This window comes from Chitinilyticum litopenaei DSM 21440 (genome assembly GCF_000428145.1).
Classification (GTDB): domain Bacteria; phylum Pseudomonadota; class Gammaproteobacteria; order Burkholderiales; family Chitinibacteraceae; genus Chitinilyticum; species Chitinilyticum litopenaei.
Genome location: NZ_ATZJ01000012.1, coordinates 61,917 through 85,701, shown reverse-complemented (window position 1 = coordinate 85,701; position 23,785 = coordinate 61,917). Strand labels below are relative to the sequence as shown.

The 23,785-nt window shown below is 62.9% G+C and carries 29 protein-coding genes and 4 tRNA genes; 18 read left to right on the top strand and 15 right to left on the bottom strand.

Annotated features, from left to right (window positions below; genetic code table 11):
• Positions 1–93 precede the first annotated feature (93 nt).
• The 4 genes from C515_RS19935 (at position 94) to C515_RS0106740 (ending at position 2,673) form a co-directional block, all read left to right on the top strand.
• A complete protein-coding gene (locus tag C515_RS19935) occupies positions 94–438 on the top strand; it encodes a helix-turn-helix domain-containing protein (protein WP_211234000.1) in 345 nt (114 codons plus the stop codon).
• Between the two features lie 157 nt (positions 439–595).
• Positions 596–955 (top strand): VOC family protein, encoded by a 360-nt coding sequence (locus tag C515_RS23000; RefSeq protein ID WP_028454910.1) that lies wholly within the window; start codon positions 596–598, stop codon positions 953–955.
• A 289-nt stretch (positions 956–1,244) separates the two neighbouring features.
• Positions 1,245–1,841, top strand: a complete 597-nt coding sequence (locus C515_RS19930) for a hypothetical protein (RefSeq protein WP_051304708.1) — start codon at positions 1,245–1,247, stop codon at positions 1,839–1,841.
• Between the two features lie 88 nt (positions 1,842–1,929).
• Positions 1,930–2,673: a DUF695 domain-containing protein gene (locus C515_RS0106740; protein WP_028454909.1), complete on the top strand. Its 744-nt coding sequence runs from the start codon at positions 1,930–1,932 to the stop codon at positions 2,671–2,673.
• Between the two features lie 32 nt (positions 2,674–2,705).
• On the opposite strand, the gene C515_RS19925 is transcribed toward C515_RS0106740, so the two are convergent.
• The 4 genes from C515_RS19925 to C515_RS0106720 form a co-directional block, all read right to left on the bottom strand.
• Positions 2,706–3,785 (bottom strand): RNA methyltransferase, encoded by a 1,080-nt coding sequence (locus C515_RS19925; RefSeq protein WP_051304707.1) that lies wholly within the window; start codon positions 3,783–3,785, stop codon positions 2,706–2,708.
• A gap of 63 nt (positions 3,786–3,848) precedes the next feature.
• Positions 3,849–4,079 carry a YgaP family membrane protein gene (locus C515_RS0106730; protein WP_245574998.1) on the bottom strand — a complete coding sequence of 77 codons (231 nt, stop codon included), beginning with the start codon at positions 4,077–4,079 and terminating at the stop codon, positions 3,849–3,851.
• A gap of 70 nt (positions 4,080–4,149) precedes the next feature.
• Positions 4,150–4,575, bottom strand: coding sequence for a thioredoxin TrxC (gene trxC, locus C515_RS0106725; protein ID WP_028454907.1), 426 nt, complete (start codon positions 4,573–4,575; stop codon positions 4,150–4,152).
• Between the two features lie 74 nt (positions 4,576–4,649).
• A complete protein-coding gene (locus tag C515_RS0106720; RefSeq protein WP_028454906.1) occupies positions 4,650–5,513 on the bottom strand; it encodes an MBL fold metallo-hydrolase in 864 nt (287 codons plus the stop codon).
• A 100-nt stretch (positions 5,514–5,613) separates the two neighbouring features.
• Here C515_RS0106720 and C515_RS19920 point away from each other — a divergent pair, with 100 nt between their 5' ends.
• From C515_RS19920 to C515_RS0106700, 4 genes are read left to right on the top strand one after another with little or no spacing between them, the layout of a single operon-like run.
• The gene (locus tag C515_RS19920) at positions 5,614–5,961 is read left to right on the top strand and encodes an ArsR/SmtB family transcription factor (RefSeq protein WP_051304706.1); all 348 of its coding nucleotides are present in this window, start codon (positions 5,614–5,616) and stop codon (positions 5,959–5,961) included.
• On the top strand, positions 5,951–6,391 hold the full coding sequence (locus tag C515_RS0106710) for a YeeE/YedE family protein (RefSeq protein WP_028454905.1): 441 nt from the start codon (positions 5,951–5,953) through the stop codon (positions 6,389–6,391). Before C515_RS19920 ends, C515_RS0106710 begins: the two co-directional genes overlap by 11 nt.
• A gap of 10 nt (positions 6,392–6,401) precedes the next feature.
• Complete coding sequence (locus C515_RS0106705) at positions 6,402–6,821, top strand: DUF6691 family protein (RefSeq protein ID WP_028454904.1); 420 nt, start codon at positions 6,402–6,404, stop codon at positions 6,819–6,821.
• Positions 6,822–6,826: 5 nt separating this feature from the next.
• Complete coding sequence (locus C515_RS0106700; RefSeq protein WP_028454903.1) at positions 6,827–8,566, top strand: SulP family inorganic anion transporter; 1,740 nt, start codon at positions 6,827–6,829, stop codon at positions 8,564–8,566.
• Positions 8,567–8,672: 106 nt separating this feature from the next.
• Here C515_RS0106700 and C515_RS19915 read toward each other — a convergent pair whose 3' ends face one another.
• Positions 8,673–9,131, bottom strand: a complete 459-nt coding sequence (locus C515_RS19915; RefSeq protein ID WP_043648444.1) for a type III secretion system chaperone family protein — start codon at positions 9,129–9,131, stop codon at positions 8,673–8,675.
• A 199-nt stretch (positions 9,132–9,330) separates the two neighbouring features.
• Between C515_RS19915 and C515_RS0106690 the strand changes: the two genes are divergently transcribed.
• Positions 9,331–9,936: an IMPACT family protein gene (locus C515_RS0106690; RefSeq protein ID WP_028454902.1), complete on the top strand. Its 606-nt coding sequence runs from the start codon at positions 9,331–9,333 to the stop codon at positions 9,934–9,936.
• Positions 9,937–9,979: 43 nt separating this feature from the next.
• Here C515_RS0106690 and C515_RS0106685 read toward each other — a convergent pair.
• The 3 genes from C515_RS0106685 to C515_RS0106675 all read right to left on the bottom strand — a co-directional run bounded on the left by C515_RS0106685 (position 9,980) and on the right by C515_RS0106675 (position 10,287).
• Positions 9,980–10,055, bottom strand: a tRNA-Glu gene (locus C515_RS0106685).
• 44 nt (positions 10,056–10,099) lie between these two features.
• Positions 10,100–10,176 (bottom strand) — tRNA-Arg (locus C515_RS0106680).
• Between the two features lie 17 nt (positions 10,177–10,193).
• Positions 10,194–10,287 (bottom strand) — tRNA-Ser (locus tag C515_RS0106675).
• Between the two features lie 374 nt (positions 10,288–10,661).
• On the opposite strand from C515_RS0106675, the gene C515_RS0106670 reads away from it, so the two are divergent.
• From C515_RS0106670 to C515_RS19900, 4 genes are all read left to right on the top strand, one after another.
• Positions 10,662–11,144: a YbaK/EbsC family protein gene (locus C515_RS0106670; RefSeq protein ID WP_028454901.1), complete on the top strand. Its 483-nt coding sequence runs from the start codon at positions 10,662–10,664 to the stop codon at positions 11,142–11,144.
• A gap of 70 nt (positions 11,145–11,214) precedes the next feature.
• Positions 11,215–12,102: a beta-1,6-N-acetylglucosaminyltransferase gene (locus C515_RS22370; protein ID WP_051304705.1), complete on the top strand. Its 888-nt coding sequence runs from the start codon at positions 11,215–11,217 to the stop codon at positions 12,100–12,102.
• A gap of 235 nt (positions 12,103–12,337) precedes the next feature.
• Complete coding sequence (glmS, locus tag C515_RS19905) at positions 12,338–14,110, top strand: glutamine--fructose-6-phosphate transaminase (isomerizing) (protein ID WP_051304704.1); 1,773 nt, start codon at positions 12,338–12,340, stop codon at positions 14,108–14,110.
• Positions 14,111–14,137: 27 nt separating this feature from the next.
• Positions 14,138–15,451, top strand: a complete 1,314-nt coding sequence (locus C515_RS19900; protein ID WP_051304703.1) for a GGDEF domain-containing protein — start codon at positions 14,138–14,140, stop codon at positions 15,449–15,451.
• Positions 15,452–15,514: 63 nt separating this feature from the next.
• On the opposite strand, the gene C515_RS0106650 is transcribed toward C515_RS19900, so the two are convergent.
• Positions 15,515–15,591 (bottom strand) — tRNA-Arg (locus C515_RS0106650).
• Between the two features lie 51 nt (positions 15,592–15,642).
• Entirely contained in the window at positions 15,643–16,416 is a 774-nt protein-coding gene (locus C515_RS19895) for a hypothetical protein (RefSeq protein WP_144290377.1), read from the bottom strand.
• Positions 16,417–16,532: 116 nt separating this feature from the next.
• Between C515_RS19895 and C515_RS0106640 the strand changes: the two genes are divergently transcribed.
• Together C515_RS0106640 and C515_RS0106635 are read left to right on the top strand one after the other, a co-directional pair.
• On the top strand, positions 16,533–17,264 hold the full coding sequence (locus tag C515_RS0106640; protein ID WP_028454900.1) for a helix-turn-helix domain-containing protein: 732 nt from the start codon (positions 16,533–16,535) through the stop codon (positions 17,262–17,264).
• A 32-nt stretch (positions 17,265–17,296) separates the two neighbouring features.
• The gene (locus C515_RS0106635) at positions 17,297–17,761 is read left to right on the top strand and encodes an AtaL-like protein (protein ID WP_028454899.1); all 465 of its coding nucleotides are present in this window, start codon (positions 17,297–17,299) and stop codon (positions 17,759–17,761) included.
• 91 nt (positions 17,762–17,852) lie between these two features.
• On the opposite strand, the gene C515_RS0106630 is transcribed toward C515_RS0106635, so the two are convergent.
• From C515_RS0106630 to C515_RS0106610, 5 genes are all read right to left on the bottom strand, one after another.
• The gene (locus tag C515_RS0106630; protein WP_028454898.1) at positions 17,853–18,089 is read right to left on the bottom strand and encodes a DUF2789 domain-containing protein; all 237 of its coding nucleotides are present in this window, start codon (positions 18,087–18,089) and stop codon (positions 17,853–17,855) included.
• A 189-nt stretch (positions 18,090–18,278) separates the two neighbouring features.
• Positions 18,279–18,497: a DUF2061 domain-containing protein gene (locus tag C515_RS0106625; RefSeq protein WP_028454897.1), complete on the bottom strand. Its 219-nt coding sequence runs from the start codon at positions 18,495–18,497 to the stop codon at positions 18,279–18,281.
• Positions 18,498–18,972: 475 nt separating this feature from the next.
• A complete protein-coding gene (locus C515_RS0106620; protein WP_028454896.1) occupies positions 18,973–20,583 on the bottom strand; it encodes an NAD(P)/FAD-dependent oxidoreductase in 1,611 nt (536 codons plus the stop codon).
• Between the two features lie 122 nt (positions 20,584–20,705).
• Positions 20,706–21,185, bottom strand: a complete 480-nt coding sequence (locus C515_RS0106615; protein WP_028454895.1) for an FKBP-type peptidyl-prolyl cis-trans isomerase — start codon at positions 21,183–21,185, stop codon at positions 20,706–20,708.
• Between the two features lie 3 nt (positions 21,186–21,188).
• Complete coding sequence (locus C515_RS0106610) at positions 21,189–21,656, bottom strand: peroxiredoxin (protein ID WP_028454894.1); 468 nt, start codon at positions 21,654–21,656, stop codon at positions 21,189–21,191.
• Positions 21,657–21,712: 56 nt separating this feature from the next.
• On the opposite strand from C515_RS0106610, the gene C515_RS0106605 reads away from it, so the two are divergent.
• The 3 genes from C515_RS0106605 to C515_RS24000 all read left to right on the top strand — a co-directional run bounded on the left by C515_RS0106605 (position 21,713) and on the right by C515_RS24000 (position 23,704).
• Positions 21,713–22,831: a cupin domain-containing protein gene (locus tag C515_RS0106605; RefSeq protein ID WP_028454893.1), complete on the top strand. Its 1,119-nt coding sequence runs from the start codon at positions 21,713–21,715 to the stop codon at positions 22,829–22,831.
• A complete protein-coding gene (locus C515_RS0106600; protein ID WP_144290375.1) occupies positions 22,791–23,315 on the top strand; it encodes a DUF7931 domain-containing protein in 525 nt (174 codons plus the stop codon). Before C515_RS0106605 ends, C515_RS0106600 begins: the two co-directional genes overlap by 41 nt.
• Before the next feature lie 197 nt (positions 23,316–23,512).
• Entirely contained in the window at positions 23,513–23,704 is a 192-nt protein-coding gene (locus C515_RS24000; protein ID WP_081686799.1) for a hypothetical protein, read from the top strand.
• Positions 23,705–23,785 lie beyond the last annotated feature (81 nt).

Genomic DNA, 23,785 nt, shown 5'->3' with positions numbered 1-23,785 from the left:
GGGTACCTCGAAAAACCCCTGTTTTCATGAAAAATTGCTCGGTAACTCATTGATTCTTAAAGGGGCGGCTTTTGAAAAATGAGGTTTTTCGAGGTGCCCAATATTGTAAAAACCACAGTTGAAACACTATTCCAGAACAGCGGCAACATCGCCATCAACACGATTGTCAATGCAGACCAAAGCCTGAAACGAAAGCTAGAAAGGCAGTTTCTAGACACTGTTGGCGTCAGCCCGAAGCAATTAAGCAAGCTTGTTCGACTACAAACAGCCCTGAAGCTCTTAATAAATCAAAAAGAAACGCTTACAAACATTGCATACACAAGCAATTATTATGACCAATCGCACTTCATCAAAGACTTCAAGGAGTTTACTGGCATAAGGCCCAGTGACTTCTTTGATGAAAAAAGCATGATCCTTGCCTCACTGCTATACAAATAACCACCCTTGTCGTTTTTTTACAATCCCTCACCACCGCCATGGTGTAATTTTCATCCACGGCCAATCGATGCACGCTGGCTGAAAGCGCCATACCCATGCATGGCAACAATCATCAAGACATTTCCGGCCACAACCAAGACAAACCAGTGGAGAACCCATGAGCAGCATAGCCAATATATTTGAAATCCCGGCAACAAATCTGGACCGGGCAATAAGCTTTTACAGCAAAGTGTTTGAAATTCCGATTGAGAAAATGGAAACACCAGATATGAAAATGGGGTTATTCCCGTACGAAGGACAAGATACCGTTGGCATTATCATCCAGGGCGAAGGATACATACCATCCAGTTCAGGCGTTACATTGTATTTGAATGCGGGAAACGACCTGCAAGCTGCACTCTCAAAAATCGAGGAAAATGGAGGTAGTGTGCTGCTTGCAAAAACACCACATGCAGACGGGAATGGTTACTTTGCCTTGTTCCTGGATAGTGAAGGCAATCGGCTTGGCTTGAATTAACCAAACTAAAGCCAATTCACTGACCTTACTTCCAATCAGAATGGCATGGATAATTCTGCCATTGGCAATGCAGTACACTGCACGAAGATATGCCGCTTTGTGAGGAGTGCCTGCCAAGCCACTGCAGCGAAAATAAGCGCTGTGTATTCGCAGGTCGGATAAGCGCCAGCGCCATCCGACTCCGTGCAAGGGCCGGAAGACGCTGCGCTTTTCCGGCCTACTTCGCCTTAACTTCGCGGCAGCGATCTCCCAGGCGGGCATAGATGGGCAATCCGTTAAAAGCATACCAATGAGCTATATCGACACCTTTGACCACGAATATCTCGGCCATCTTGGCTATCTGCCGATTTACCACCCGCTGGTTTGCATTGAACAGGGCGACATCAACGATTTTGCCTGCTCGCCCGATACCCTGGTGCTCGGTGGCGGCAGCGGCGAGCATCCGGGTCTGGTCATCAGTGAGCCGGGCTGTGCAGTCGCGCGTTTCCTGCTTGAACAGCTCAGTGACAGCCCAGAGCCTGAGCCAGCCTGCACCGCCATCGAATGGCTTCAGGACATGCTGGTGGATACGCCTGTGCCCATGACATTCCATGGCTGGTCGGTGCGGGACATGGCCGAATTGCTGCAGATGGCAGACTCGAACCTGAATGCAACACCACTGCGCAATGACCAGTCCGTCGAAGACTGGCTGCTGACCTCGATCGGCGAATTCGTTTACTACTCCCTGCCCGACGTGAATCCCCTGCCCGCCTGGGTGCTGGACGTCTTTCGGCCCATCGCCAAACCCATCATGAACAATGTGCGCTGCCCGCCGCCAGGCTATCCGCGTCGTTTTGGACGCAAAACCACTAACAACGAGCTGCAGTGGGGATATTCACGCTGGTAGGCTTGTATGTAGGAATATGCATATTGATTCTTCCAATAATTATCAACATGCAAGCAGCTGATTTTTCAGCTCACACAGGAAAACAGCAATGGCTGATGATTGGGATTTCTATTCTTTGCAGGTTGACGACCTAACCGCCTCCATTTTCGTCGACCTGAGTCTGGAGCACGAGGCCCCGGTTACCGGTTTTCCTTTTATGGCCTACGTGCGGCTGTACATGATTTCACCAAGGGGTGACGGGCTTTCCAGTCAAGAGGAATTTGAGATTCTCTGCAACCTTGAGGATGCCCTCACTCAGGCGCTGGCCAATTTCTCAAGCATATACGTCGGACGCAACACGTCAGATGGTTGCCGGGATTTTATTTTTTATGTTGCAACACCGGAAAACTGGTCGGAACAAGTCGCACAAGCTTTGGCGGGGCATGCTGGCTATCGGTACGAAACCGGCTATCGTGAGGATGCCACGTGGTCTGTCTATCTAGATTTTTTGCTGCCAAGCCCTATGGATCGGGAGAAAATTGAAAATCGCAGGGTGTGCGCCACTCTGGAACGGATGGGTGATAAGCTGGAGGCGCACCGCGAAATCGATCACTGGAGTTATTTTCCAACACGCGAAGCTGCAGATGCCTTTCTTGCCGAAGTTCAGCAGCTTGGCTTTCAGCTACGCAGCTTCACCAGCCATGAATCTCAGGAGCCCGCCATTGGCGTGCAGATCTGGCGTAATGACATTCCTTCCTTCTCCAATATTGACAAAGTCACTTACCCGATCTCCTTGGCTGCAACCCGGCACGCGGGGAAATACGATGGTTGGGAATGCCCGGTGGAGCGATAGCCAAGCAGGGGGCGCAAATCCCTATGGGACTTTCACTCCCTACCTTTCGCCGCGCGAAACTCGATCTTGCTCACCCGCGCGCGCAGCTGGCCGCAGCCGCCGTCGACATCCTGGCCGGCGGAATTGCGCAGTTTGGTGAGCACGCCGCGCTGGTGCAGCTCGCGGGCGATTGCCGCGGCCTTGTCCCAGCTCGGGCGCCGGTAGGGCAAGGCGTCGACCGTGTTGTAGGGAATCATGTTCATGATCGCGTACTTGCCCTTCAGGAGTCGCACGATGCCGTCGAGCTCTTCCGCCGTATCGTTGATGCCTTCGAGCAGCGTCCACTGGTACTGGATGGGGTAGCCGGTCTTGCGCGCGTAGTCTTCACCCAGCTCGACCAGCTCGTCGGGCGTGAGGCGCGGCGCGCGCGGCAAGAGCTCGGCGCGCAGATCGGCGCGGGTGGTGTGCAGCGACAGCGCCAGTGCGGGCTTGACGATGCCGCCCGGCAGCGCGTCAAACACGCGCGTGTCGCCCACCGTCGAGAACACCAGATTCTTGTGAGCGATGCCGCCCAGGGTGCCGAGCAGCTCGATGGCTTCCAGCACGTTAACCATATTGTGCGCGGGCTCGCCCATGCCCATGAACACGACCTTTTTCACCGGGCGTTTCTGCCGGGCCAGCACCACCTGGGCGACGATTTCGGCGCTGCCGAGCTGGCGCAGCAGGCCTTCCTTGCCGGTCATGCAGAACACGCAGCCGACCGCGCAGCCCAGTTGCGAGGACACGCACACGCCATCGCGCGGCAGCAGCACGCTTTCCACCGTCTGGCCGTCGGCCAGCGCCACCAGCAGGCGCGCCGAGCCGTCTTCGCTGGGGTGTTCGCTCTTCACGCTGGCAAGTTTCGCCAGCGCGGCGCCCAACTGCGGCATCGCCTCGCGCAGGGCTTTCGGCAGCGCGTGTTCGGCCTGCTGGCGCTTCGGGCCCTGGTCGAGCGCACTGCCGGACAGCCAGGCGCGCAGCATGCGCAGCTCGTGCACCTCGCGCGCGCCCAGTTCGCGCAGGGTCTGGCGCAGGTCGCCGAGCTGATGGAAGGATGAGGCGCCCAAGGCGCCGGATGCGGTGGCGGTATTCATACGGGCGCGACTATACCAGTTGCGGCAAGGCGCAGCACCGCCGGCCGTCCAGCCCGGGTGGCCTTATTCGGCCGCTTTGTCGCTGGCGCTCTCGCCGCCATCCTTGCCGCAGGTATTGATCTTCAGCAGCGGGTACAGCGGGCAGAAGCGGAACAAGCCGGTGGCCAGCGGCACGATGCCGATCCAGCCCCAGGGGCCGATGATGCCGGCGAGGCTCAGGCCGATCAGCGTGGCGCCAGCCGCCACGCGCAGAATGCGGTCTGCGCCGCCCACATTGCGTTTGCAGTTCATCATGGTCTTGCTCCTTGGATCGATGACATCATCACAAAGCCCAGCGGACAGCCTGCCCGGCCAGACAGCCCGTTCAGCCCAGACTCTGCTGCAGCCAGGCATTGAACTGGCCTGCCGGCAGCGCGCCGGCCATTTGCGCGACGATTTCGCCGCCCTTCCAGACCATCAGCGTCGGAATGCTGCGGATCTGGAACTGCTGCGCGAGCATGGGTTCGGCTTCGGTGTTCACTTTCACAAACAGCGCCCTGCCCGCCCAGTCGGCGGCGGTGGCGGCGTAGGTTGGCGCGAACATGCGGCAGGGCCCGCACCACGGCGCCCAGAAATCCAGCACGATGGGCTGCGGTGCGTGCTGCAGCAGCTCGATCAGGTTGGCGGCGTTCGCCTCCAGCGGTGCGCCGGACAACAGCGGCTGCTTGCAGGCGCCGCAATTCGGGGCGTCGGCAAGACGACTGGCGTCCAGACGGTTGCCGGTGTGGCAGTGCGGGCAGTTCAGTTGCATGGCATTTCCTTGATACTCTTTTATGTATTAGTCTGCAGCCCATTTTCAAAAAGGGCTTTATTCACATACCCCGATTAAAGCACATCAATCGGGATTTGCAGGTAACGCTTGCCGTTGGCCGCCGGCGGCGGCAGTTCGCCGGCGCGCACATTGACCTGGATGCTGGGCAGGATGAGCACCGGCATCGCCAGCGTCGCGTCGCGCGCGCAGCGCATGGCGACGAAATCGGCCTCGCTGACGCCATCGTGAATATGGATATTGGCGCGCTTTTGCTCAGCAATCGTCGATTCCCACTGCGGCTCGCTGCGCTCCGGCGGCAGGTAGTCGTGGCAGACGAACACGCGCGTGGCGCCAGGCAAGGCGTAGAGTTGCTGCACCGAGCGGTACAGCGTGGCGGCATCGCCGCCGGGAAAGTCGCAGCGCGCGGTTCCGACGTCGGGCATGAAGATCGTGTCGCCGACGAACAGCGCATCGCCGATCAGGTAGGCCATGTCGGCCGGCGTATGGCCGGGAACGAACAGCGCCTGGCCACCCAGCTCGCCAATGGCAAAGCGCTCATCCTCGGCAAACAGGTAATCGAACTGGCTGCCGTCGGTGGCGAAGCCCTCTTCCAGATTGAACACCGGCTTGAAGACCTTCTGCACCGCGTTGATGCGCGCGCCGATCGCCACCTTGCCGCCCAGCTGCGCCTTGAGCCAGGCCGCCGCCGACAGGTGGTCGGCATGCGCGTGCGTTTCCAGTATCCATTCGACCGTCAAGCCCTGTTCGCGCACGAAATCGACGAGGCGCTGCGCATTGTGCGTGGCGGTGCGGCCGGATTTCGGGTCGAAGTCGAGCACCGGATCGATGATGGCGGCCGTGCCGCCGGGGCGGTCGTAAACCACATAGGATACGGTGGCGGTAACAGCATCAAAGAAGGGGGCTACCTGGGCGGTCATGGCTGAGTCTCCGTTTTTGCTGCCGGAACTTGCCGGCTGGCTTTACATTCATTCTACACATAAATATAATGTTTTCAACTTAATCAAAACGGAGGCCACCATGAGCCCGGAACAGATGGCCCTGATGCGCACCGCTGCCAGCCAGGCCTGCGCGCTGTTGAAGGTGCTGGGCAACGAAGACCGCCTGCTGCTCCTGTGCCAGATGGTCGATGGCGAGAAATGCGTGTCGGATTTCGAGGCGCTGCTCGGGATCCGCCAGCCCACGCTGTCGCAACAGCTGGGCGTGCTGCGCAACGAGGGGCTGGTGAACACCCGCCGCGACGGCAAGCGCATCTACTACAGCATCGCCAGCGCCGAAGCGCGCCAGGTGCTGGAACTGCTCTATGGCCTGTACTGCCCGGCCATGCCCGCCACCATCACCGAGAAGGATAGCGTCCATGCAGATTGATCTTGCCCACTTCACCCCGTGGTCGGCGCTGGCCGGCGGCGCGCTGATCGGCCTGGCGGCAGGCCTGCTGGTGCTGCTCGCCGGGCGCATCGCCGGCATCAGCGGCATTCTCGGCGGCCTGTTCGATGCGCGCTGGCGCAATGCCGGCGAGCGCAACTGGCGGCTGAGCTTCGTGCTCGGCCTCGTGCTCGCCCCCGCGCTGTGGGCGGCGTTTGCGACGCTGCCGGCGCTGACGCTGGTGGCCGACTGGCCGGTGATGCTGGCTGCCGGCCTGCTGGTCGGCATCGGCACGCGCTACGCCAATGGCTGCACCAGCGGGCATGGCGTGTGCGGGCTGTCGCGACTGTCGCTGCGCTCGCTGGTGGCCGTGCTCAGTTTCATGGGCGCGGGGTTTGTCACCGTTTACGTCATCCGCCATGCAATCGCCTGAGGAAAAGACCATGCTGAATCTCATTGCACTCGCCGCCGGCCTGATCTTCGGCCTCGGGCTGATTCTCTCGGGCATGGCCAACCCGGCCAAGGTGCAGGGCTTTCTGGACATCACCGGCCTGTGGGACCCGAGCCTGGCCTTCGTGATGGGCGGCGCCATCGGCGTGGCCAGCGTGTTTTTCGCACTGGCCAGGCGCCGCAACAGCACGCTGCTGACCCATGAAGCCATGCAGCTGCCGCAGAACAACCGCCTGGATCGCCCGCTGATCTTCGGCAGCCTGGCGTTTGGCACCGGCTGGGGCCTGGCCGGCATCTGTCCGGCGCCGGCCCTCGTCGGGCTGGCGATGGGCGAGCTGCGCATTGCCGTGTTCGTGGCCGCCATGTTCGCCGGCTTCGCGCTGTTCGGCCTGCTGCAGCGCGCGAAAGGCTGAAGCCCATGGCGCCGCGCTGGCTGCCCATCCTGCACTGGCTGCCCGGCTACGGACATACCCAGCTGCGTAGCGACCTGCTGGCAAGTATGGTCGTGGCCTTGCTGCTGATACCCCAGGGCATTGCCTATGCACTGCTGGCTGGACTGCCGCCAGTGGCCGGGCTGTACGCCAGCATCGTGCCGCTGCTGGTCTACACGCTGCTGGGCAGCAGCATGGTGCAGTCGGTCGGGCCGATGGCCGTCACGTCGGCCATGACCGCTGCGGCACTCGGCCCGCTGGCCGCCAGCGGCAGCAGTACCTATGCGCAGCATGCCATGGCGCTGACGCTGCTGACCGGTGGCTGGCTGGTGCTGCTGGGCCTGCTGCGGCTGGATCGTCTGCTGCGGATGATTTCCGCGCCGGTGCTGCAGGGCTTTGCCGATGGCATTGCCCTGCTGATCATCGTGGGACAGCTCGCACCGCTGCTGGGCATCAGCGCCAGCGGCAACACCCTCCCGGCGTTACTGGAAGCACTCTGGCAGGCCCTGCCGGCCGCGCAAACCGGCAGTCTGCTGTTCGGCCTGGCCGGCCTGCTGCTGCTGTGGCTGGCCGGTCAGCCACTGGAAAACACCCTGATCCGCGCCGGCCTGGGGGCGCGCCAGTCCCGGCTCGCCAGTCGTCTGGCCCCGCCGCTGCTGCTGCTGGGAGCCACCGCCTGGCTGGCCTGGCGGACGCAGCCGACGCTGGCCCAGCTCGGGCCACTGGCCGGTGGAATGCCGCTAATCCCCCCCTTCCCCGACAACTCGGTGCACTGGGGGGCGCTGCTGTGGCCGGCGCTGGGCATCGCGCTGGCCGGCTTTCTGCAAAGCATCAGCGTGGCGCGCCAGCTGGCCGGCCCGCACATGCCGGACAGCCGGCAGGAACTGCTGGCGCTGGGCGCCTGCAATCTCGCCAGCGCGGCCGTGGCCGGCGTGCCGGTCAGCGGCGGATTTTCGCGCTCGGCGGTGAATGCGGCAGCCGGCGCACGCACTCCCATGGCCGGAACCCTGACCGCGCTCTGGCTGATTCTCGTCGTGGGCTGGCTGGCGCAGGCACTGGCCACGCTGCCGCTGGCCTGGCTGGCGGCCACCATCGTGCTGGCTGCGGCGCGGCTGATTGCGCCGCTGTACGCCTGGCGCCTGCTGCAGGGCGGGCGCGCCGGCTGGCACGAGGCCCTGCCCTACCTGACCACCCTGCTGGCGGTGCTGCTGATCGGCGCCATCAGCGGCCTCCTGGCCGGCGTGGCACTGTCGCTGCTGCTCTTCCTGCTGCGCGCCAGCCAGCCCCATCTGGCCATTCTTGGCCGTCTGCCGGGCACCGAGCATTACCGCAATGTGCGGCACTTCCAGGTGGAAACCCGGCCAGAGCTGCTGATCGCCCGCATCGACGAAAGCCTCTTCTTCGCCAACAGCGAAGTGGTGATTGCCGCATTGGCGCAGGCCGTGCGCGCACAGGCGCAGACTCGCACCGTGCTGCTGTGCCTGGCGGCAGTGAACCACATCGACCGCAGCGCCGCCGACGCCCTGCTGGCCTGGCAGCGCGAGCTGGCAGCGCAAGGCATCCGCCTGGCAATTGCCGAACTGAAGCGGCCGGTGGCACTGGAGCTGGGCGCACATCCGCTGCTGGCTGCCCTGGCCGGGCTGGATTTCGTCTCCACACACGCGGCAGTCCAGGCGCTGCTGCCCGCGACAAACCGGCAGGACGAGGAGGGGGATTTTTCGATCTGAGCAGCGCGGCCGATCAATGCGGCAGCGCAACACTGGCGCAAGCCAGGAAGAACACCAGCAATGCACACCCAGAAGCAGGCCCGGGGCGGGACGGGGAAGTGCTGGACTACTGCAGCAGATGCCCGCCCTGGCTGGCGCCACTGCGCCCTTCCAGCGCGGCGTATTCTTCTTCGAAATGAATCAGCACACCACCGAACAGGGTATTGAACGTGGCCTCGGGAAATAGCGTGCCGGCCGGGTAGAAGCCCACGTATTCCAGCCAGAAATTGCCATCCTCGTCCAGGCTGCGCGAAAAGGGGTGGGAACGGTTGCGCTCGTTGAGGTAATCGAGCACCTCGTGCCAGCGTTCAAGGTAGCTGCCACGACTCACACAGGCGATCTCGAGCCGCAAGTCGCCGGTATCGCCCGTGGACAGGCAGATGAAGACGCCCGCCTCGCCCACCGGAAACTGCCAGCCCATCTGCAGAAACGGCTCGCCCTGTTCGCCCTGCACCACCCGCAACTGAATCTCGCGCGCGCTGAGGTAGTGTTTCAAGGTATCCAGATTCAGTAGCGGCATCGACATTGCCTTTCCCCTGTACATGCGTGCCCCCATTATAGCTGGCGACCCGAGGGTCGCCAGCGCGGATCAGGCTTATACATTGGCATGTATCAGGCCACAGGCAATGGCAGGAATTGCCACCAGGCCAATACCCGACAGGAAGCCGGCAAGCCTGCGTCCTGACAGGCGAAGCGCGTACAATGGCTGCTTTGCCTGCCTTGCCATGCCCCATACCCTGACCCGCGCCGCCTTCAGCACGCTCGACATCAAGAAAAGCCGCTTTCTGGGCTGCGTCGAACCCGTCAGCGATCGCCGTGCGGCGCAACAGCGGATTGCCCAACTGAAGGCCGAACACCCGGAAGCGGCGCATGTCTGCTGGGCACTGCTCGCCGGCGGCCAGTCAGCCGCAGTGGATGACGGTGAACCCTCGGGCACGGCCGGACGTCCGATGCTGGATGTGCTGCGCCATCAGGACCTGGACGGCGTGCTGGCAAGTGTGGTGCGTTATTACGGCGGCATTCGCCTGGGAGCGGGCGGGCTGGTGCGCGCCTACACCGATGCCGTGGCGCAGGCCCTGCTCGTCGCCGAAAAAAAACCGGTGCAGATTTGCTGCGAGCTGTGTTTTCGCGTGCCCTACGCGCAGGAAGGGCTGGTGCGCCGCCTGCTGAGCGCCCAGGACGTCGAGCTGCTCGCGGTCGGACATGCCGAGCTGGTGCAGTTTGCCGTACGCTGCATCCAGACCCGCGCGGCAGCGCTGGCGGCCGAGCTGAACGAGCGCTGCCACGGGCAGCTGCTCTGGGACACCGCGCCGGACGAAGCGGCCGGCTGAATGCAAAAACGCCAGCACAAGGCTGGCGTTTTGCTGTGGCAACTGGCGTCCCCACGGGGATTCGAACCCCGGTTATCGCCGTGAAAGGGCGGTGTCCTAGGCCTCTAGACGATGGGGACTGAGGCAACCGCAGCACAAATCATGCTGCAGTGACAGGATAGTGTGGCGCGCCCGGAGCGATTCGAACGCCCGACCCTTTGGTTCGTAGCCAAATACTCTATCCAACTGAGCTACGGGCGCGCTGCACTTTTAAGTCCTGGCGGAGACGGAGGGATTCGAACCCTCGATAGAGGTTTTGGCCCCTATGCTCCCTTAGCAGGGGAGTGATTTCAGCCACTCATCCACGTCTCCGTTCAGGGAGACCGGATAATAAAGACATCCCTACCGCTCGTCAACACGCAATGGTGAAATTTCTGCAATTGCTTGCCGGCCCGCACCGGCGCAATGCACGGAACTGCTTCTGGGCAAAGAGAAAATCCGTTTGCCGCCCTGCAAAGCGGGGTCACCCCAAAGCCGGCCATTTGCCATGGCAGTGCACGCGCAACGGGCTTTGCGCCTTGTTTCAGGCCAAAAACCGCACAAACGGGCAGCGCAAGCACAAGCTCAACAGAGCCTAGTTCGTGGACAGCCAGGGCCTGCGCGCCATCGCCGCTTCGGTTTAAAATGGCCGCGCCAGCTTGCTGCCGCGACCTGGCCTGCGTTTTTCTCTCGAGACCCCCGCCATCATGAGCCTTGCCTCCGTACGTGCCGACTTCGCTGCCCGCCAGCTGGACCTGACCATCATCGAGCTGGAAACCAGCACCGCCACGGTGGCGCTGGCCGCCCAGGCCCACGGTGTCGAACCGGGGCGGATTGCCAAGACGCTGGCCTTTCGCCTGGCCGACGAGCGGGTCATCCTGCTGGTGGCACGCGGCGACGCCCGCATCGACAACGGCAAGTTCAAGAGCCGTTTCGGTCGTGGCCGCATGCTGGACGCACAACAGGTCGAGGCACTGACCGGGCATCCGGTGGGTGGAGTCTGTCCCTTCGGACTGGCCACGCCGCTGCCGGTGTATCTGGATGACAGCCTGCAGGATTTTCACGAGGTGCTGCCCGCCGCCGGCGCCATTCACAGCGCGGTGCGCCTCAGCCCGACCCTGCTCGCCGAGATCACCGGCGGCGAATGGGTGGACGTCTGCCAGCCGGCCACCACCAGCCAGCCTGCCTGATCGCTACCGGCAGGTATAAGCCCGCAGCCCTTTACCAACTTAGCTTAGCACCATATACCCAAGCAGCCACATGCGCATCGCCTACCTGATTCTGGCTCACGCCCATCCGCAGCAGCTGGCCCGCCTGCTCGCCCGCCTGCAGGCGCCACAGGTACGCTGCTATCTGCATATCGACGCCAACACGCCGTCTGCGGTGCACGCCGAGATCGTCGCCGCCGCGGACCGCGTCGCCAGCCCGGACCGGGTGCGCTTCATCGCACGGCGCCCCTGCCGCTGGGGGGGGTACTCGCTGGTGGCCGCGACGCTGGATTTGCTGCACGCCGCGCGCGCCGACGGCTTTGACTGGGCCATCCTGCTGTCCGGGCAGGACTATCCGCTGGTCAGCCATGCCGCGCTCTGCGAACGCCTGGCCACCCCGGGCGTGGCGGGCTGGATCGATCTGCATTCCGCTGCGGAGTTCGATGTCGGCTACCGCTGGCAGCGCTGGCACCCGGAGGGCCTGCACGGCAGCCTGGCGGGCAAGTGCTGGCAACGCCTGCAGCGCGCAGCCCAGGCCTGTGGCTGGCAACGGCGGCTACCACACCCCTTGCAGGAAATCCGCGCCGGCAGCCAGTGGTGGATGCTGTCGAGCGCGGCCGTGGACACGGTGCTGGCGCAGTGCGTGCACTACCCGGCGGTGCCGGCCTTCTTCCGCCACACACTGGTGCCGGACGAGATGATGTTCCAGACCCTGCTCTGGCACAGCCCGCTGCGCGAGCAACTCAGCGGCGACCCGCTGCGCCTGATCGACTGGACGCCCGGCGCCTGGTCGCCACGCACCCTGGGCCTGGACGACCTGCCGCAACTGCGGCGAAGCGCCGCCCTCTTTGCCCGCAAATTCGCTCCCGATGGCCTGCTGGCAGCGGCACTGGATGAGCAGCTTGGCATAGACCTTACCGTATGCAAACCACGCCCATAACCTCAAAGGGCTGGAAAGCCATACCCCTGCCAGATCGTGTAACCGGGTCATGCCGGCCAGGTCAATGCGCCACGCTCACGGTCATTAATGACAAACAAGCGCGAATGCGCTGACAACCGCCCTGGCAAGCAGCTTTCTTCCGGCAGGATCGCCGTCTAGGATAAGGAACGTGGAAGCCCCCGGACGCCCATTGGCGTGCCCGTCGCGCCGGCTTCCGTTACGGATATCCGCAACCATGCCCGAGCTGCTCGCCCTCTCTGCCCCGCACGACATCCTGCCCGCGCTGGGCGATTACCTGCCACAACACCCTCGTCAGTCCCAGACGCTGGACCTGGCATTCGAGCAGGATGGTGCCGTGACCTGCCAGCAACTGGTCGTGCCCATGACGGAAACGACCATCGGCCGCCAACCGTCACTGTGGCTGCTGGCCAGCCAGAATGCACAGCCCGGCAGCATGCTGGCCCGCAGCCCGCAGGGTACGGTCGTGGCCCTCTGCGGGGTACTGGAAAATCAGGACGAGCTGGCACGACTGAGCGGGCTGGGGCCGGACAGCGACAGCGCCGGCATTCTGGCCAGCCTCATCGACCAGGCGCTGACCGGCGGCGCCACGCTGGCCCAGGCGATCTTGCAGCTGCGCCAGCAGCTCCGCGGCTATCTGGCGCTGCTTGTGCACAGGCAGGATATCGCTGGCGAGTTTTACGCCCTGAGCCTGGGCGCCCCGCTGTTTTTCGGCCTGGACCGCAACCGCCGCCAGCTTTGCAGCAGCGACATGCAGCTACTCAAACTGCGCGCCGAACAGATCCACGCCCTGCAAAGTGGTGAAGTGCTGCAATACGGGCATGCTGCCCCCGTCATCCTCCACGCCGACGGCGGCAGCCATCCGCTGACGCTGACCGCGCCCAGGCAGCTGGGGCGCTTCCCGCATCACATGCTCGATGAAATCTATGCGCAACCCGCGGTGCTGGCCCGCCTGGCCAATCAGGCCAGCCGCACCTTCCGCATGGTGCCCGATGCCCTGCAGACCGAATTGCCGGGCATCAGCCACATTCTGCTGCTGGCCTGCGGTTCGAGCTATCACAGCGCCCAGATTGCATCCTACTGGCTGGAAACGCTGGCCGGGCTGACCGTGCAGCTGGAGCTGACCAGCGAATACCGCTATCGCGACACCCTGCCGGTGCCGCACACCCTGGTGATCGCCATCTCGCAATCGGGCGAAACCGCCGACACACTCGCCTCGCTGCGCCATGCCCACAGCCTGGGCAATACCTCCTCGCTGGCGATCACCAATATGCCGGGCAGTACGCTGGCGCGCCTGGCCCGCCATCACATGGCCGTGAATGCTGGTGAAGAGCTGGCCATTTTCTCCACGAAAACCTTTACCGCACAGCTGCTGGCGCTCTACCAGCTGGCCCTGGCCATCGGGGTCGCCAATGGCAAAATCAGCGCCCAGCATCTGCAGCAGGCCCACCAGGAAATGCGGCGGCTGCCGCGCCTGGTCAGTGAAACGCTGCAGCAGGCGCCCGCGATCAAGGACTGGGCGGCGCAGCTGTGCCGGCACCCGAACCTGTTCGTGATCGGCCGCAACATGCATTATCCGGTGGCAATGGAAGGGGCATTCAAACTCAAGGAGGTCGCCTATCTGCACGCAGAGGGCTATCCGGCGGGGGAACTCAAGCATGGCCCGATCACGCTGGTTGATGGCTCACTGCCGGTGATCGCCTGCCTGCCATGGAACGCCCACGCCGAGAAAGCACTCGCCAATCTGCAGGAAGTGCGTGCGCGCAACGGTGAAATCTACGCCTTCACCGACGCGGCGCTGGCCCCGGTGGAACGTTTTCACGTCATTCGCCTGCCAGCAGGCTTGCAGGAACTCAGTCCGGTGATCTATACCGTAGCCTTGCAATTGCTGGCTTACTATTGCGGCCTGCTGCGCGGCAACGATATCGACACGCCGCGCCACCTGGCGAAATCCCTGGATAGCGATGCCAATCCGGCCAGCCAGCGCTGAAAATCCCGCGACTCTTCCGGTCTGACCATGCCCATTCCCGCCGTACAGCGGCACGCCCAGACGGCCCCCGCCAGTCAAGCCGTGCCCGTCCTTGTCCTGCTGATTGCCATCACCCTGGGCGGGCTGTTCGCCTATGACACGCTGCTGATCAAGACCTTGCGCATCGATCCGGCCGCCGGCTTTCCGGCAAAAAGCATTGATGATCGCGGCGAAGGCGGCAAAACCACGAGTACGCTGCGCACCAGCAAGGATGCGCACATCCTGGAATGCGAAGTCAGCAAGAGCTACCAGTGGCCCTATTGCGAAATCGCCATCGATCTGCGGCGCGACGGCGAAGGCATCAATCTGGAGGGATTCGAGCGGATCAGCATCAAACTTGATTACGAGGCCCCGGCGGACAAGACCGTGCGCGTCTACCTGCGCAACTTCAATCCGGCCTACACACCCGGCGCACCGGACCGCGCCTACAAGGTCAACCAGATCGAGTACAACCCGCGCCAGTATCCGCAGGGCCTTGGCGTGTCACTGCGCTACTTCCAGGTTGCGACCTGGTGGCTGAACGACAACCGCATTCCGCTGGAACTGAGCCAGCCACAGTTTGACAATGTGACCCGCATCGAGATTGCCACCGGCGCCACGGTGACCGAGAGCAAGATCCGCATGGTGCTGCACAGCATCGAGCTGGAGGGCTACTGGCTGGCGCGCAGCACCTTCTACGCCCTCTTGATCGGCCTGTGGGTGGGCGCTGCGCTGCTCTTCCTGCTGTTGCGCCTCTGGCGCTCCTGGCGCGTGGCGCAGCAGATGCAGGAGCTGACCGCCAGCCTCTCCGCCGAAAGCGAGGTGTACCGCAATCTGGCTCGCACCGATGCCCTGACTGGCGCCCTGAACCGCACCGGTGCGGTGGATGTGCTTTTCCGCCAGAGCCAGCTGGCCAGCGAGCAGGAACAGGCGCTGAGCATGATCTATCTGGATCTCGATCACTTCAAGCCGGTGAACGACCGCCATGGCCACGCCGTGGGTGATGCGGTGCTCAGCGAGCTGGTTCAGCTCCTGCGCGGCCATGTCCGCGACTCGGACTCGGTGATTCGCTGGGGCGGCGAAGAATTCCTGCTGCTGCTGCCCGGCACCCGCCTGGCGCAGGCAGCCCATCTGGCGGACAAACTGCGCCTGGCGATTGCCTGCCACCAGTGGCCGGAGCAACTCAGCCTGACCTGCAGTTTTGGCGTGGCCGAGCTGGGCGATGAAAAGGTGCAGCAATGCATCGAACGCGCCGATGCCGCGCTCTATGCGGCCAAGCGCAATGGCCGCAACCGGGTCGAGCTGGCCGCCAGACCAGGCTGACGGATTCCGGCCTGGTCCAATGCAAAAAGCCGCTTCGTCTGGAAGCGGCTTTTTCAATTCGGGTGGCGCACCCGGAGCGATTCGAACGCCCGACCCTTTGGTTCGTAGCCAAATACTCTATCCAACTGAGCTACGGGTGCGCGGTTTGCTGACCGGCCACCATCGCGAACCGGAGCAACAAGAGGGCCGAACTATACAGCAGCGGGAGCAAACAGGCAAGCCTGTCCGCGCGGCGCATAGCCGATCCGGTAGGCCTGCAGCAGCATGAGGCAGGCCAGCGTCGCGAGCAGGTGTTTGAGCGTGTGCCCGGACAAGACGCCATCCAGCAGGGTAAACCAGTGCAGATCCTGCAATTCGGCCACCTTGGCGCACACATACACCAGCGAGGCCGCGGTGACCAGCACACACTCCGCCCGGCTGCGGCGCATCTGGCAGTACCACAGCGGCAACAGCAGCAGGGGTAGCGCCTGCAGCAGCAGATAGGGGCGCAGATCACCACTCCAGATCCACCAGCTCACCCCGGCCCCCGCCCAGAGACTCAGCCACAAGGCCGGCCAGAAGGAGGCGACACGCCCATGCAGCTCGCTGCCCACGGCGGCCAGCAAGCCGGCGCAGGCCAGCGCGATCGGCAGCCTGTCCCAGACCAGGGTGTGGTCATCGGGCCACCAGTGATACCAGGCCGAACCGAAACCGGTAAGCAGCATGCCGGCAAAGGCCAGCAGCCAGCCGGAACGCCCGCCGACCGGCGCCGTGCGGCGCAGCACGGCAAGCATTCCCGCCAGCCCCACCAGTACGAAACCGAAGTTGGACAGCACGTCGGCGGCATTGGGAATGCCGAGCCAGACGCGCCGGTCGGCAAAATCATGATAGCCGGCTGGCTGGCTGATCGGCCCATGCAGGGCCAGCGCCAGCATCAGCAGGCAGCCCAGCCACAGCGCGGTTTGCAAGCGGGCAACACGACTCACGGCATCTTCTCCGGATTAACAGCGACTACTCAGCTTGCCTGTGCCGGCGATGAAATCCAACTTTGCCGCCATTCATGGCAGAATTTGCGCTGTTCTGTCGCAGGATTTGCACCACCATGCAGGAAACCGAACAAATGCTGCAGTTTTTGCGCCGCCGCCTCAAGGCGCAAGGCATCACGCAAAAAGACCTGGCGCTGAAGCTGAATGTCTCCGAGGCCAGCGTCAAGCGCATGTTTGCCAGCCCCCGCGTGACACTGGAGCGCCTGGCCGAGGTCACGGCGCTGGCCGGCATGACCATTGCCGAGCTGGCTCAGGAAACGGCCCAGCTCAGCGAAAAGCTGCCACAGCTGAGCGAACAGCAGGAGCGCGAAGTCGTCGCCGACCTCAAACTGCTGCTGGTGGCCGTCTGTGTGCTCAATCACTGGACGATGACCGACATTCTCGCGCGCTACCAGCTCAGCGAACCGGAGGTCATCCTGGCGCTGACCCGGCTGGACCGCATCGGCCTCATCGATCTCCTGCCGGGCAACCGCGTGCGCCTGAAGGTCGCGCGTGATTTCCGCTGGCTGCCCAATGGCCCGATCCAGACCTTCTTTCGCGAGCGCGCCGAACACGATTACCTTGCCGCGCCCTTCCCGCCCGGCCAGTACGTGTTCACGCAAGGCATGCTCAGCGATGCCGCACGGCAGCGCGTCACCCGCCTGCTCGAGAAGGTGCGCCAGGAGTTTGCCGAACAGCATCGCGCCAGCCTGCAGCAGCCGCTGGAGGAACGCCATGGCACCGGCCTGTTGCTGGCCCTGCGCGAATGGGAGCCTTCCGCCTTCAGCGCACTGCGCCGTCCGGTATAATCGCCACTCGCTCATTCAGCACCGGACCCAGCATGCGCCACCAACATCTGGTGCAGGTCAACGACCTGGCCAACCCGCACATCCAGCGCCTCACCCGCAACCAGCTCTGGCAAGGCCTGGTGCTGCGCGCCCGCGAGCCGCAGCGTTTCATGGAGCAACTCGATGACGCGCAGATCGTTGCCGAAGGCGAAGGCTGGCTCAGGCGCGAAATGCGCTTTGGCAGCCTGCTGGTGATCGACCTGATCGAATTCGAGCACGAAAAACTGGTGCGCTACCAGACGCAAGCCGGCGCGGATCATGGCGGCGGCCTGTTGCTGATGCAGATCGAAGAACCGGAAGCCGGTGCACTGTTTGTGCGCTTCAGCTACGACACCCCGCATGAGGTTCCCGACAGCGAGCAGCATCTGCTGGCCTATGTGCGCCAGGCCTGGCAGGACACGGATGTGGCGACCATCAGCCTGATCCGTCTGCTGGCCCAGGAAGGGCTGCTGGGCTGACCTCAGCCCAACGGGCAATATACCCGCAACCGCATATGCCCACAGCCTGCCCTCGGCAAAGGCTACAGCCCCATACCTAGGGATAGCGCCCTCAGGCCGCATCACTCAGCAGCATGGCCAGCTCGTCCACCAGCTCGGCCCATTCGCCGTCGCTGGCGAGCGCCTCGCGCAGAAAGCCGGCCTGCGCCGGTGTCCAGAAGGGCGCCTCGGCCAGGGGAATATCGGCGGCCAGTGGATGACTGGCGATGAAAGCCTGGATGTCGCCCGGGCGGTTGGGCAAGCCAAGCTGGGCAAAAAGGGTCGGCAAATCGCGCTGCAGCAGGTCCATGGTGCACTCCCGGCTGGGTCTGTGACTGATCAGTAAACGGCTTGCCCAGTGCCTCAGGCTGCTCTCAGCCTAGCGCCGGGCTCCGCCGGCAGGCCGCCCAGCGGCACTGCGGCTGACCGGCGGCAGCTGCCCCAGCTCCCGGCCGAAATCCTTGCAGATCCGGTAATGCCGCAGACCGCTTATCCGGGTTCAATGCGCCGGATGACCAAAATGCCAGCCCGCCGCGCGGGCTTGCTGCTTGCGTCGTTTGGCATCCCAGACTTTCTCGTGGATGTGATAGGCCACCGTATTGACCAGCGGCTCAACCAGCGCGAGCAGGCTGGCAATGCCGAAGCTGCCGGTCAGCAGATAGGCTACGGCGAAGGCAACGGTGAAATGGGTAATGGCGAAGGTGATGGTCTTGAGCATGGCGGTCTCCCGATGACATTCTGAAGTGAATGATAGGGATTCTCATTTCATTAAGCCAATCAATTGCAGCAACCGGATCAATAGGCCACGACTAAGCGTGCCAGGACAGGGGCGGAGCCATCTGGCCGAGTCACTCCGTCAATGCACCTGATTGGGTAGCCAGCTCAGCAACGCGCCGTACCGGCATCCCAAGGGAATGACGAATGTACTTGGCTGAGGCAGCAGCCCAAATCCGGTCATCTACAAGGGGTATATGCCCATAACCTTTTCTTGAAAAGGGCCTCAGGCATATACCCAAATAGCCATAGTAGAATCGGGCAGCCCCGCTGAGACCCGGATCAGGCAGCAAGGCACAGCAATGCCGCCCCAAGCCGGCTTGGGGCCTGGCCAGTGCCACCCAGCCCCTCCCGCTGCCGTCCTGCGACGGTTGTCAATGATCGCACCCGCCCGCAGGACAAGCCCGCAGCACCGGCCATCACCCCTTGAGAATTTCCCTGGCCACAGCCTCGGCGAGCTTGATGCCATCCACACCGGCCGAGAGAATGCCGCCAGCATAACCAGCTCCCTCGCCACCCGGATACAGGCCGCGCACGTTCAGGCTCTGGCAGTCGTCACCACGCGTGATGCGCAGTGGTGACGAAGTGCGGGTTTCCACGCCGGTCAGCACCGCGTCGTGCATGTCATAACCGCGGATTTTCTTGGCCATTTCCGGAATCGCCTCGCGCATGGCGGCAATCGCAAAATCCGGCAAGGCGCTGCTCAGGTCCGTCCAGGTCACGCCGGGCTGGTAGGAGGGCTCGACCGAACCCACCGCCGTCGACGGCCGGCCGGCGAGAAAATCTCCCACCAGCTGGGCGGGCGCATTGTAATTGCTGCCACCCAGCACATAGGCATGACTTTCCAGCGCGCGCTGGAATTCAATGCCAGCCAGCGCACCACCGGGGTAGTCGCTCGGGTCGATGCTGACCACCAGCCCCGAATTGGCGTTGCGCTCGTTGCGCGAATACTGGCTCATACCATTGGTGACCACCCGTCCCTCTTCGCTCGTTGCCGCCACCACGGTGCCGCCCGGACACATGCAGAAACTGTAGACAGCCCGGCCATTGCTGGCATGGTGCACGAGCTTGTAATCGGCCGCCCCCAGAATGGGGTTGCCGGCATACTTGCCCCAGCGCGCAGCGTCGATCAGCGACTGCGGGTGCTCGATGCGGAATCCCACCGAGAAGGGCTTGGGTTCCATGAAGACCCCGCGCGCGTGCAACATCGCAAAGGTGTCGCGCGCACTGTGCCCCAGCGCCAGCACCACATGCTCGCTCAGGATTTCGCTGCCATCGGCCAGCCGCACGCCGCGCAACTGCTTCTGACCATCGCACTCGTCGATGAGCAGATCGTCAACGCGCGACTCGAAGCGGATTTCACCACCGAGCGCAATGATTTCGGCGCGCATTTTTTCCACCATGCCGACGAGCTTGAAGGTACCGATATGCGGTTTGGCCACCCACAGGATTTCCTCGGGAGCGCCGGCCTTGACGAATTCGTGCAGCACCTTGCGGCCCAGATGGCGCGGATCCTTGATCTGGCTGTAGAGCTTGCCGTCCGAGAAGGTGCCCGCGCCGCCTTCGCCATATTGCACGTTCGATTCCGGATTCAGGATGTGCTTGCGCCACAGCCCCCAGGTATCCTGTGTGCGCTTGCGCACCTCGCGGCCGCGCTCCAGCACGATGGGCTTGAAGCCCATCTGCGCCAGCACCAGCGCGGCGAAGATGCCGCAGGGGCCAAAGCCGACCACCAGCGGGCGCTGACCCAGCCCGGCCGGAGCCTGGCCGACAAAGTGGTAGCTCATGTCCGGCGTGCTGCTGATGTGCGGATCGGATTTGAACTTGGCCAGCAGCCTGGCCTCATTGGCCAGCTCGGCGTCGATGATGTAGGTCAGCGCCATGACGCCGCGCCGGGCATCGTAACTGCGCTTGAACACGGTAAAGGCGAGCAGGTCGGCCGGCTTGATGCCCAGCCGCTGCAGAATGGCGGCGGTCAGTTCTTCGGGGGCGTGTTCAAGCGGCAGCTTGAGTTCGGCAATGCGGAGCATGGTGAAATCCTGGAGGTTGGTGTTTAGTCAACAAAAGCGGGACAGCGCGCGGACAGGTCAGGCCGCGCGGCAGAAATGCAAAACCCGCCGCAAGCGGCGGGTTTGTAACGATGCGCCGACGCTCAGTGATGATGGCCGTGGGCACCGTGCACGTGGCCGTGCGCGATTTCCTCGTCGTTGGCGGCGCGCACTTCGGTCACCTTGGCGACAAAGCGGATGGTCATGCCGGCAAACGGGTGGTTGGCGTCAACCACCACCTTGTTGCCGTCGATTTCGGTGACGCGGAACACCAGCAGGTCACCGCTGACCGGATCATCGGCCTCGAACATCATGCCCAGCGCCACATCCTGCGGAAAGACATCCTTGTCTTCCTCGCGAATCAGATCCGGGTCAAATTCGCCGAAGGCGTCATCCGGCTGCATGGTGACTTCCACGCTGTCGCCGGCGGTCTTGCCGTGCAGGGCTTCTTCCACCAGCGGCAGAATGTTGTCGTAGCCGCCATGCAGATAAGCAATCGGCTCCTCGGTCTGGTCGAGAAGATTGTTCTCGGCGTCGTACATCTGATAGTGGAGCGTAACGACGGAATTTTTGGCGATCTGCATGGATTATCCTAGCTGTTTGACAAGTTCGAATACGGCTGCGGCATGCCCTTTGGCCTGCACATGATACAGGGCGTGCCGGATGACGCCACCCTTGTCGATGACAAAGGTCGAGCGTTCGATACCGTATCTTATCATGCCTTGCGCCTCCCACTGCGTGAGCACATGGTAGAGGCGGCTGACCTCGCCCTCGGTATCGGCCAGCAGGTCAAACTCCAGCCCCTGCTCGTCGCAGAACGCCTCGTGGGCCAGGCAGTCGTCGAGACTGACGCCCAGCACTTCGGTATCGCACTGCCGAAACGCCGGCAAGTGCTCGTTGAATTCCACCGCCTCGGCAATGCCGCCCGGCGTGTGATCCTTGTTGAAGAAATACAGCACGATGTGCGAGCGCCCCAGCAGCGACGAGAGCCGCAGCATTTCCATGCGCGCGTCGGGCAGCTCGAAATCGGGGGCTAGTTCGCCGGCTTGCAGCATGGCTTCTCCAGTCGGGGCATAATGCTTGTCGTTATGGTTCCGTTATAGAGCACATCATGGGTTTGCAACTGCTGGGGGGCCTCACCCCTGACGAGTTCCTCGCTGAATACTGGCAAAAGAAACCGCTGCTGATCAGGCAGGCGGTCACGAACTTTCCCGGCATGGTGGATCTGGCCGGCCTCTCGCGCCTGGCGCAGCGCGACGATGTCGAAAGCCGGCTGATCGAATGCCGCAACGGCCGCTGGAAGCTGGAGCACGGCCCCTTCAACAAGGCGCGCTTCAACCGCCTGCCGGAAAGCGACTGGACCTTGCTGGTCAGCAATATGAACCACCTCGATCCGGGGCTGGACAGCCTCTTGCAGCAGTTCAGCTTTCTGCCCTACACGCGCCTGGACGACCTGATGGTGTCCTGGGCGCCGCCCGGTGGCTCGGTCGGTCCGCACTACGACAGCTACGATGTCTTCCTGTTGCAGGTCGGCGGCCAGAAACAGTGGCAGATTTCCAGCGACGACGCGGGCAATTTCATCGAGGATGCACCGATTCGCGTCTTGCGCGACTTTCATGCCGAACAGGAATGGGTGCTGGAACACGGCGACATGCTCTACCTGCCGCCCAAATACGCGCACCACGGCATTGCGCTGACCGCCGGCATGACGTGGTCCATCGGCTTTCGCGCACCCAAGACGCAGGAAATCGCCGGCAAGTTTCTGGAGTTCCTGCAAGACGAGCTGTGCCTGGAAGGCATGTACAGCGACCCGGAACGGCGTGCCACCAGCGAACCGGGCCGCATCGATGATGCCTTTGTGGCCAGCATCACCGAAATGCTGAAGAAGGTGCAGTGGGATGACGACACGGTGCGCCGCTTTGTCGGCCGCTACTTCAGCGAACCCAAGCCGCACGTCTTTTTCACTGCTCCGGCGCGCGAACTCGATTTCGCCGGCTTTGCCGCACACGTCGCTCAGCGCGGCGTCGAGCTCGACAGCAAGAGCCAGTTGCTGTTCGAGCGCGACTTTTTCTACCTGAACGGGGAAGAGCTGGACGTGACGCCCGAGTGCCGCCCGCTGATGCAGGAACTGGCGCATCGCCGCCGCCTGCCGCCCGCCACCTACGCCGACAGCCTGCTGGAGCTTTTGCATGAGCAATACCTGCTTGGATACCTCCACCCCGTCTCCTGACGAGGACCAATTGCTGCAAAGGTTTGCAGACTATACCCAGTATCAGTCTGCCTTCCTTGCCACACTGGGCCGGGCCGAACGGCAACTCTTGCTGTGCGAGCGGAGCTTCGCGGAAAGCCCGCTCGGCAGCCTGGCCGCGGAAACGCTGCTGGCCGATTTCCTGGTGCGCCCCGGTCAGCCCCGTATCCGGCTGCTGTGTTTTGATGCGCACTATCTGGGTAGCCGCTGCCCGCGATTCTTACGGCTACATGAAAGATTTGGCCACGCAATCGAAATGCGCCGCCTGCACGACGAGGGTCGCCCCAGCTGGGAAAGCGGCTTTATTGTTGCGGACCAGCAACACTACCTGCAGCGCCACCATTTTGACTGGCCCAAAGGCGAGACAGGAACAAACTCCCGCACAATCAGCCACTTGCAAGGCATTTTCGAGCAACTCTGGCAACAGGCCAGTCCCGATCTGGCCTGGCAAAGACTGGAAATCTAGCCGTCCGCCGGGGTGTAACCGCAGCAGGGTTTCCACGTACACGACGTTACACAGCTTACCGTCTCATTACCCGGGCAAGCGTGTAGTATTCGCCCCATCGGTCGTCCAGTGATGCCGTTAAGTTTTAAGGGCCACCGACTCAGTCGATGACTCATCAAACACTCTGTGTAATCACATCTCTCAAAGGTAGATATAAAATGAACAAGTCTCTGATCGCTGCTGCTCTGATCGCCCTCGGCCTGGTTGCTTGTGGCGACAAAACCGCTGCTCCGGAAGAAGCTTCCGCTGTTGTTGAAGCTTCCGCTCCGGTTGCTTCCGAAGCCGCTGCTGCTCCGGTTGCTTCCGAAGTTGTTGCTTCCGACGCTTCCGCTGCTTCCGCTGCTCAGTAATTCGAGCCGGATCAGTAAAAAAGCCGACCGCAAGGTCGGCTTTTTGCATTTTCAGCGCCTGCCCACCGCACAACCGCCATC

Excerpts from the sequence above, each read along its gene's own strand:
- C515_RS0106705 (WP_028454904.1), top strand. The coding sequence starts at position 6,402 with ATGCTGAATCTCATTGCACTCGCCGCCGGCCTGATCTTCGGCCTCGGG.
- trxC (WP_028454907.1), bottom strand. The coding sequence starts at position 4,575 with ATGCAACTGAACTGCCCGCACTGCCACACCGGCAACCGTCTGGACGCC.
- C515_RS0106610 (WP_028454894.1), bottom strand. The coding sequence starts at position 21,656 with ATGCTGCAAGCCGGCGAACTAGCCCCCGATTTCGAGCTGCCCGACGCG.
- C515_RS0106620 (WP_028454896.1), bottom strand. The coding sequence starts at position 20,583 with ATGCTCCGCATTGCCGAACTCAAGCTGCCGCTTGAACACGCCCCCGAA.
- C515_RS19915 (WP_043648444.1), bottom strand. The coding sequence starts at position 9,131 with ATGTCGATGCCGCTACTGAATCTGGATACCTTGAAACACTACCTCAGC.
- C515_RS24000 (WP_081686799.1), top strand. The coding sequence starts at position 23,513 with ATGAACAAGTCTCTGATCGCTGCTGCTCTGATCGCCCTCGGCCTGGTT.
- C515_RS0106670 (WP_028454901.1), top strand. The coding sequence starts at position 10,662 with ATGAGCCTTGCCTCCGTACGTGCCGACTTCGCTGCCCGCCAGCTGGAC.
- C515_RS0106690 (WP_028454902.1), top strand. The coding sequence starts at position 9,331 with ATGCCCCATACCCTGACCCGCGCCGCCTTCAGCACGCTCGACATCAAG.
- C515_RS0106730 (WP_245574998.1), bottom strand. The coding sequence starts at position 4,079 with ATGATGAACTGCAAACGCAATGTGGGCGGCGCAGACCGCATTCTGCGC.
- C515_RS0106700 (WP_028454903.1), top strand. The coding sequence starts at position 6,827 with ATGGCGCCGCGCTGGCTGCCCATCCTGCACTGGCTGCCCGGCTACGGA.
- glmS (WP_051304704.1), top strand. The coding sequence starts at position 12,338 with ATGCCCGAGCTGCTCGCCCTCTCTGCCCCGCACGACATCCTGCCCGCG.
- C515_RS0106720 (WP_028454906.1), bottom strand. The coding sequence starts at position 5,513 with ATGACCGCCCAGGTAGCCCCCTTCTTTGATGCTGTTACCGCCACCGTA.
- C515_RS19900 (WP_051304703.1), top strand. The coding sequence starts at position 14,138 with ATGCCCATTCCCGCCGTACAGCGGCACGCCCAGACGGCCCCCGCCAGT.
- C515_RS0106630 (WP_028454898.1), bottom strand. The coding sequence starts at position 18,089 with ATGGACCTGCTGCAGCGCGATTTGCCGACCCTTTTTGCCCAGCTTGGC.
- C515_RS0106600 (WP_144290375.1), top strand. The coding sequence starts at position 22,791 with ATGAGCAATACCTGCTTGGATACCTCCACCCCGTCTCCTGACGAGGAC.
- C515_RS22370 (WP_051304705.1), top strand. The coding sequence starts at position 11,215 with ATGCGCATCGCCTACCTGATTCTGGCTCACGCCCATCCGCAGCAGCTG.
- C515_RS0106625 (WP_028454897.1), bottom strand. The coding sequence starts at position 18,497 with ATGCTCAAGACCATCACCTTCGCCATTACCCATTTCACCGTTGCCTTC.
- C515_RS19930 (WP_051304708.1), top strand. The coding sequence starts at position 1,245 with ATGAGCTATATCGACACCTTTGACCACGAATATCTCGGCCATCTTGGC.
- C515_RS0106615 (WP_028454895.1), bottom strand. The coding sequence starts at position 21,185 with ATGCAGATCGCCAAAAATTCCGTCGTTACGCTCCACTATCAGATGTAC.
- C515_RS0106605 (WP_028454893.1), top strand. The coding sequence starts at position 21,713 with ATGGGTTTGCAACTGCTGGGGGGCCTCACCCCTGACGAGTTCCTCGCT.
- C515_RS19925 (WP_051304707.1), bottom strand. The coding sequence starts at position 3,785 with ATGAATACCGCCACCGCATCCGGCGCCTTGGGCGCCTCATCCTTCCAT.
- C515_RS0106740 (WP_028454909.1), top strand. The coding sequence starts at position 1,930 with ATGGCTGATGATTGGGATTTCTATTCTTTGCAGGTTGACGACCTAACC.
- C515_RS23000 (WP_028454910.1), top strand. The coding sequence starts at position 596 with ATGAGCAGCATAGCCAATATATTTGAAATCCCGGCAACAAATCTGGAC.
- C515_RS0106710 (WP_028454905.1), top strand. The coding sequence starts at position 5,951 with ATGCAGATTGATCTTGCCCACTTCACCCCGTGGTCGGCGCTGGCCGGC.
- C515_RS0106640 (WP_028454900.1), top strand. The coding sequence starts at position 16,533 with ATGCAGGAAACCGAACAAATGCTGCAGTTTTTGCGCCGCCGCCTCAAG.
- C515_RS19920 (WP_051304706.1), top strand. The coding sequence starts at position 5,614 with ATGAGCCCGGAACAGATGGCCCTGATGCGCACCGCTGCCAGCCAGGCC.
- C515_RS0106635 (WP_028454899.1), top strand. The coding sequence starts at position 17,297 with ATGCGCCACCAACATCTGGTGCAGGTCAACGACCTGGCCAACCCGCAC.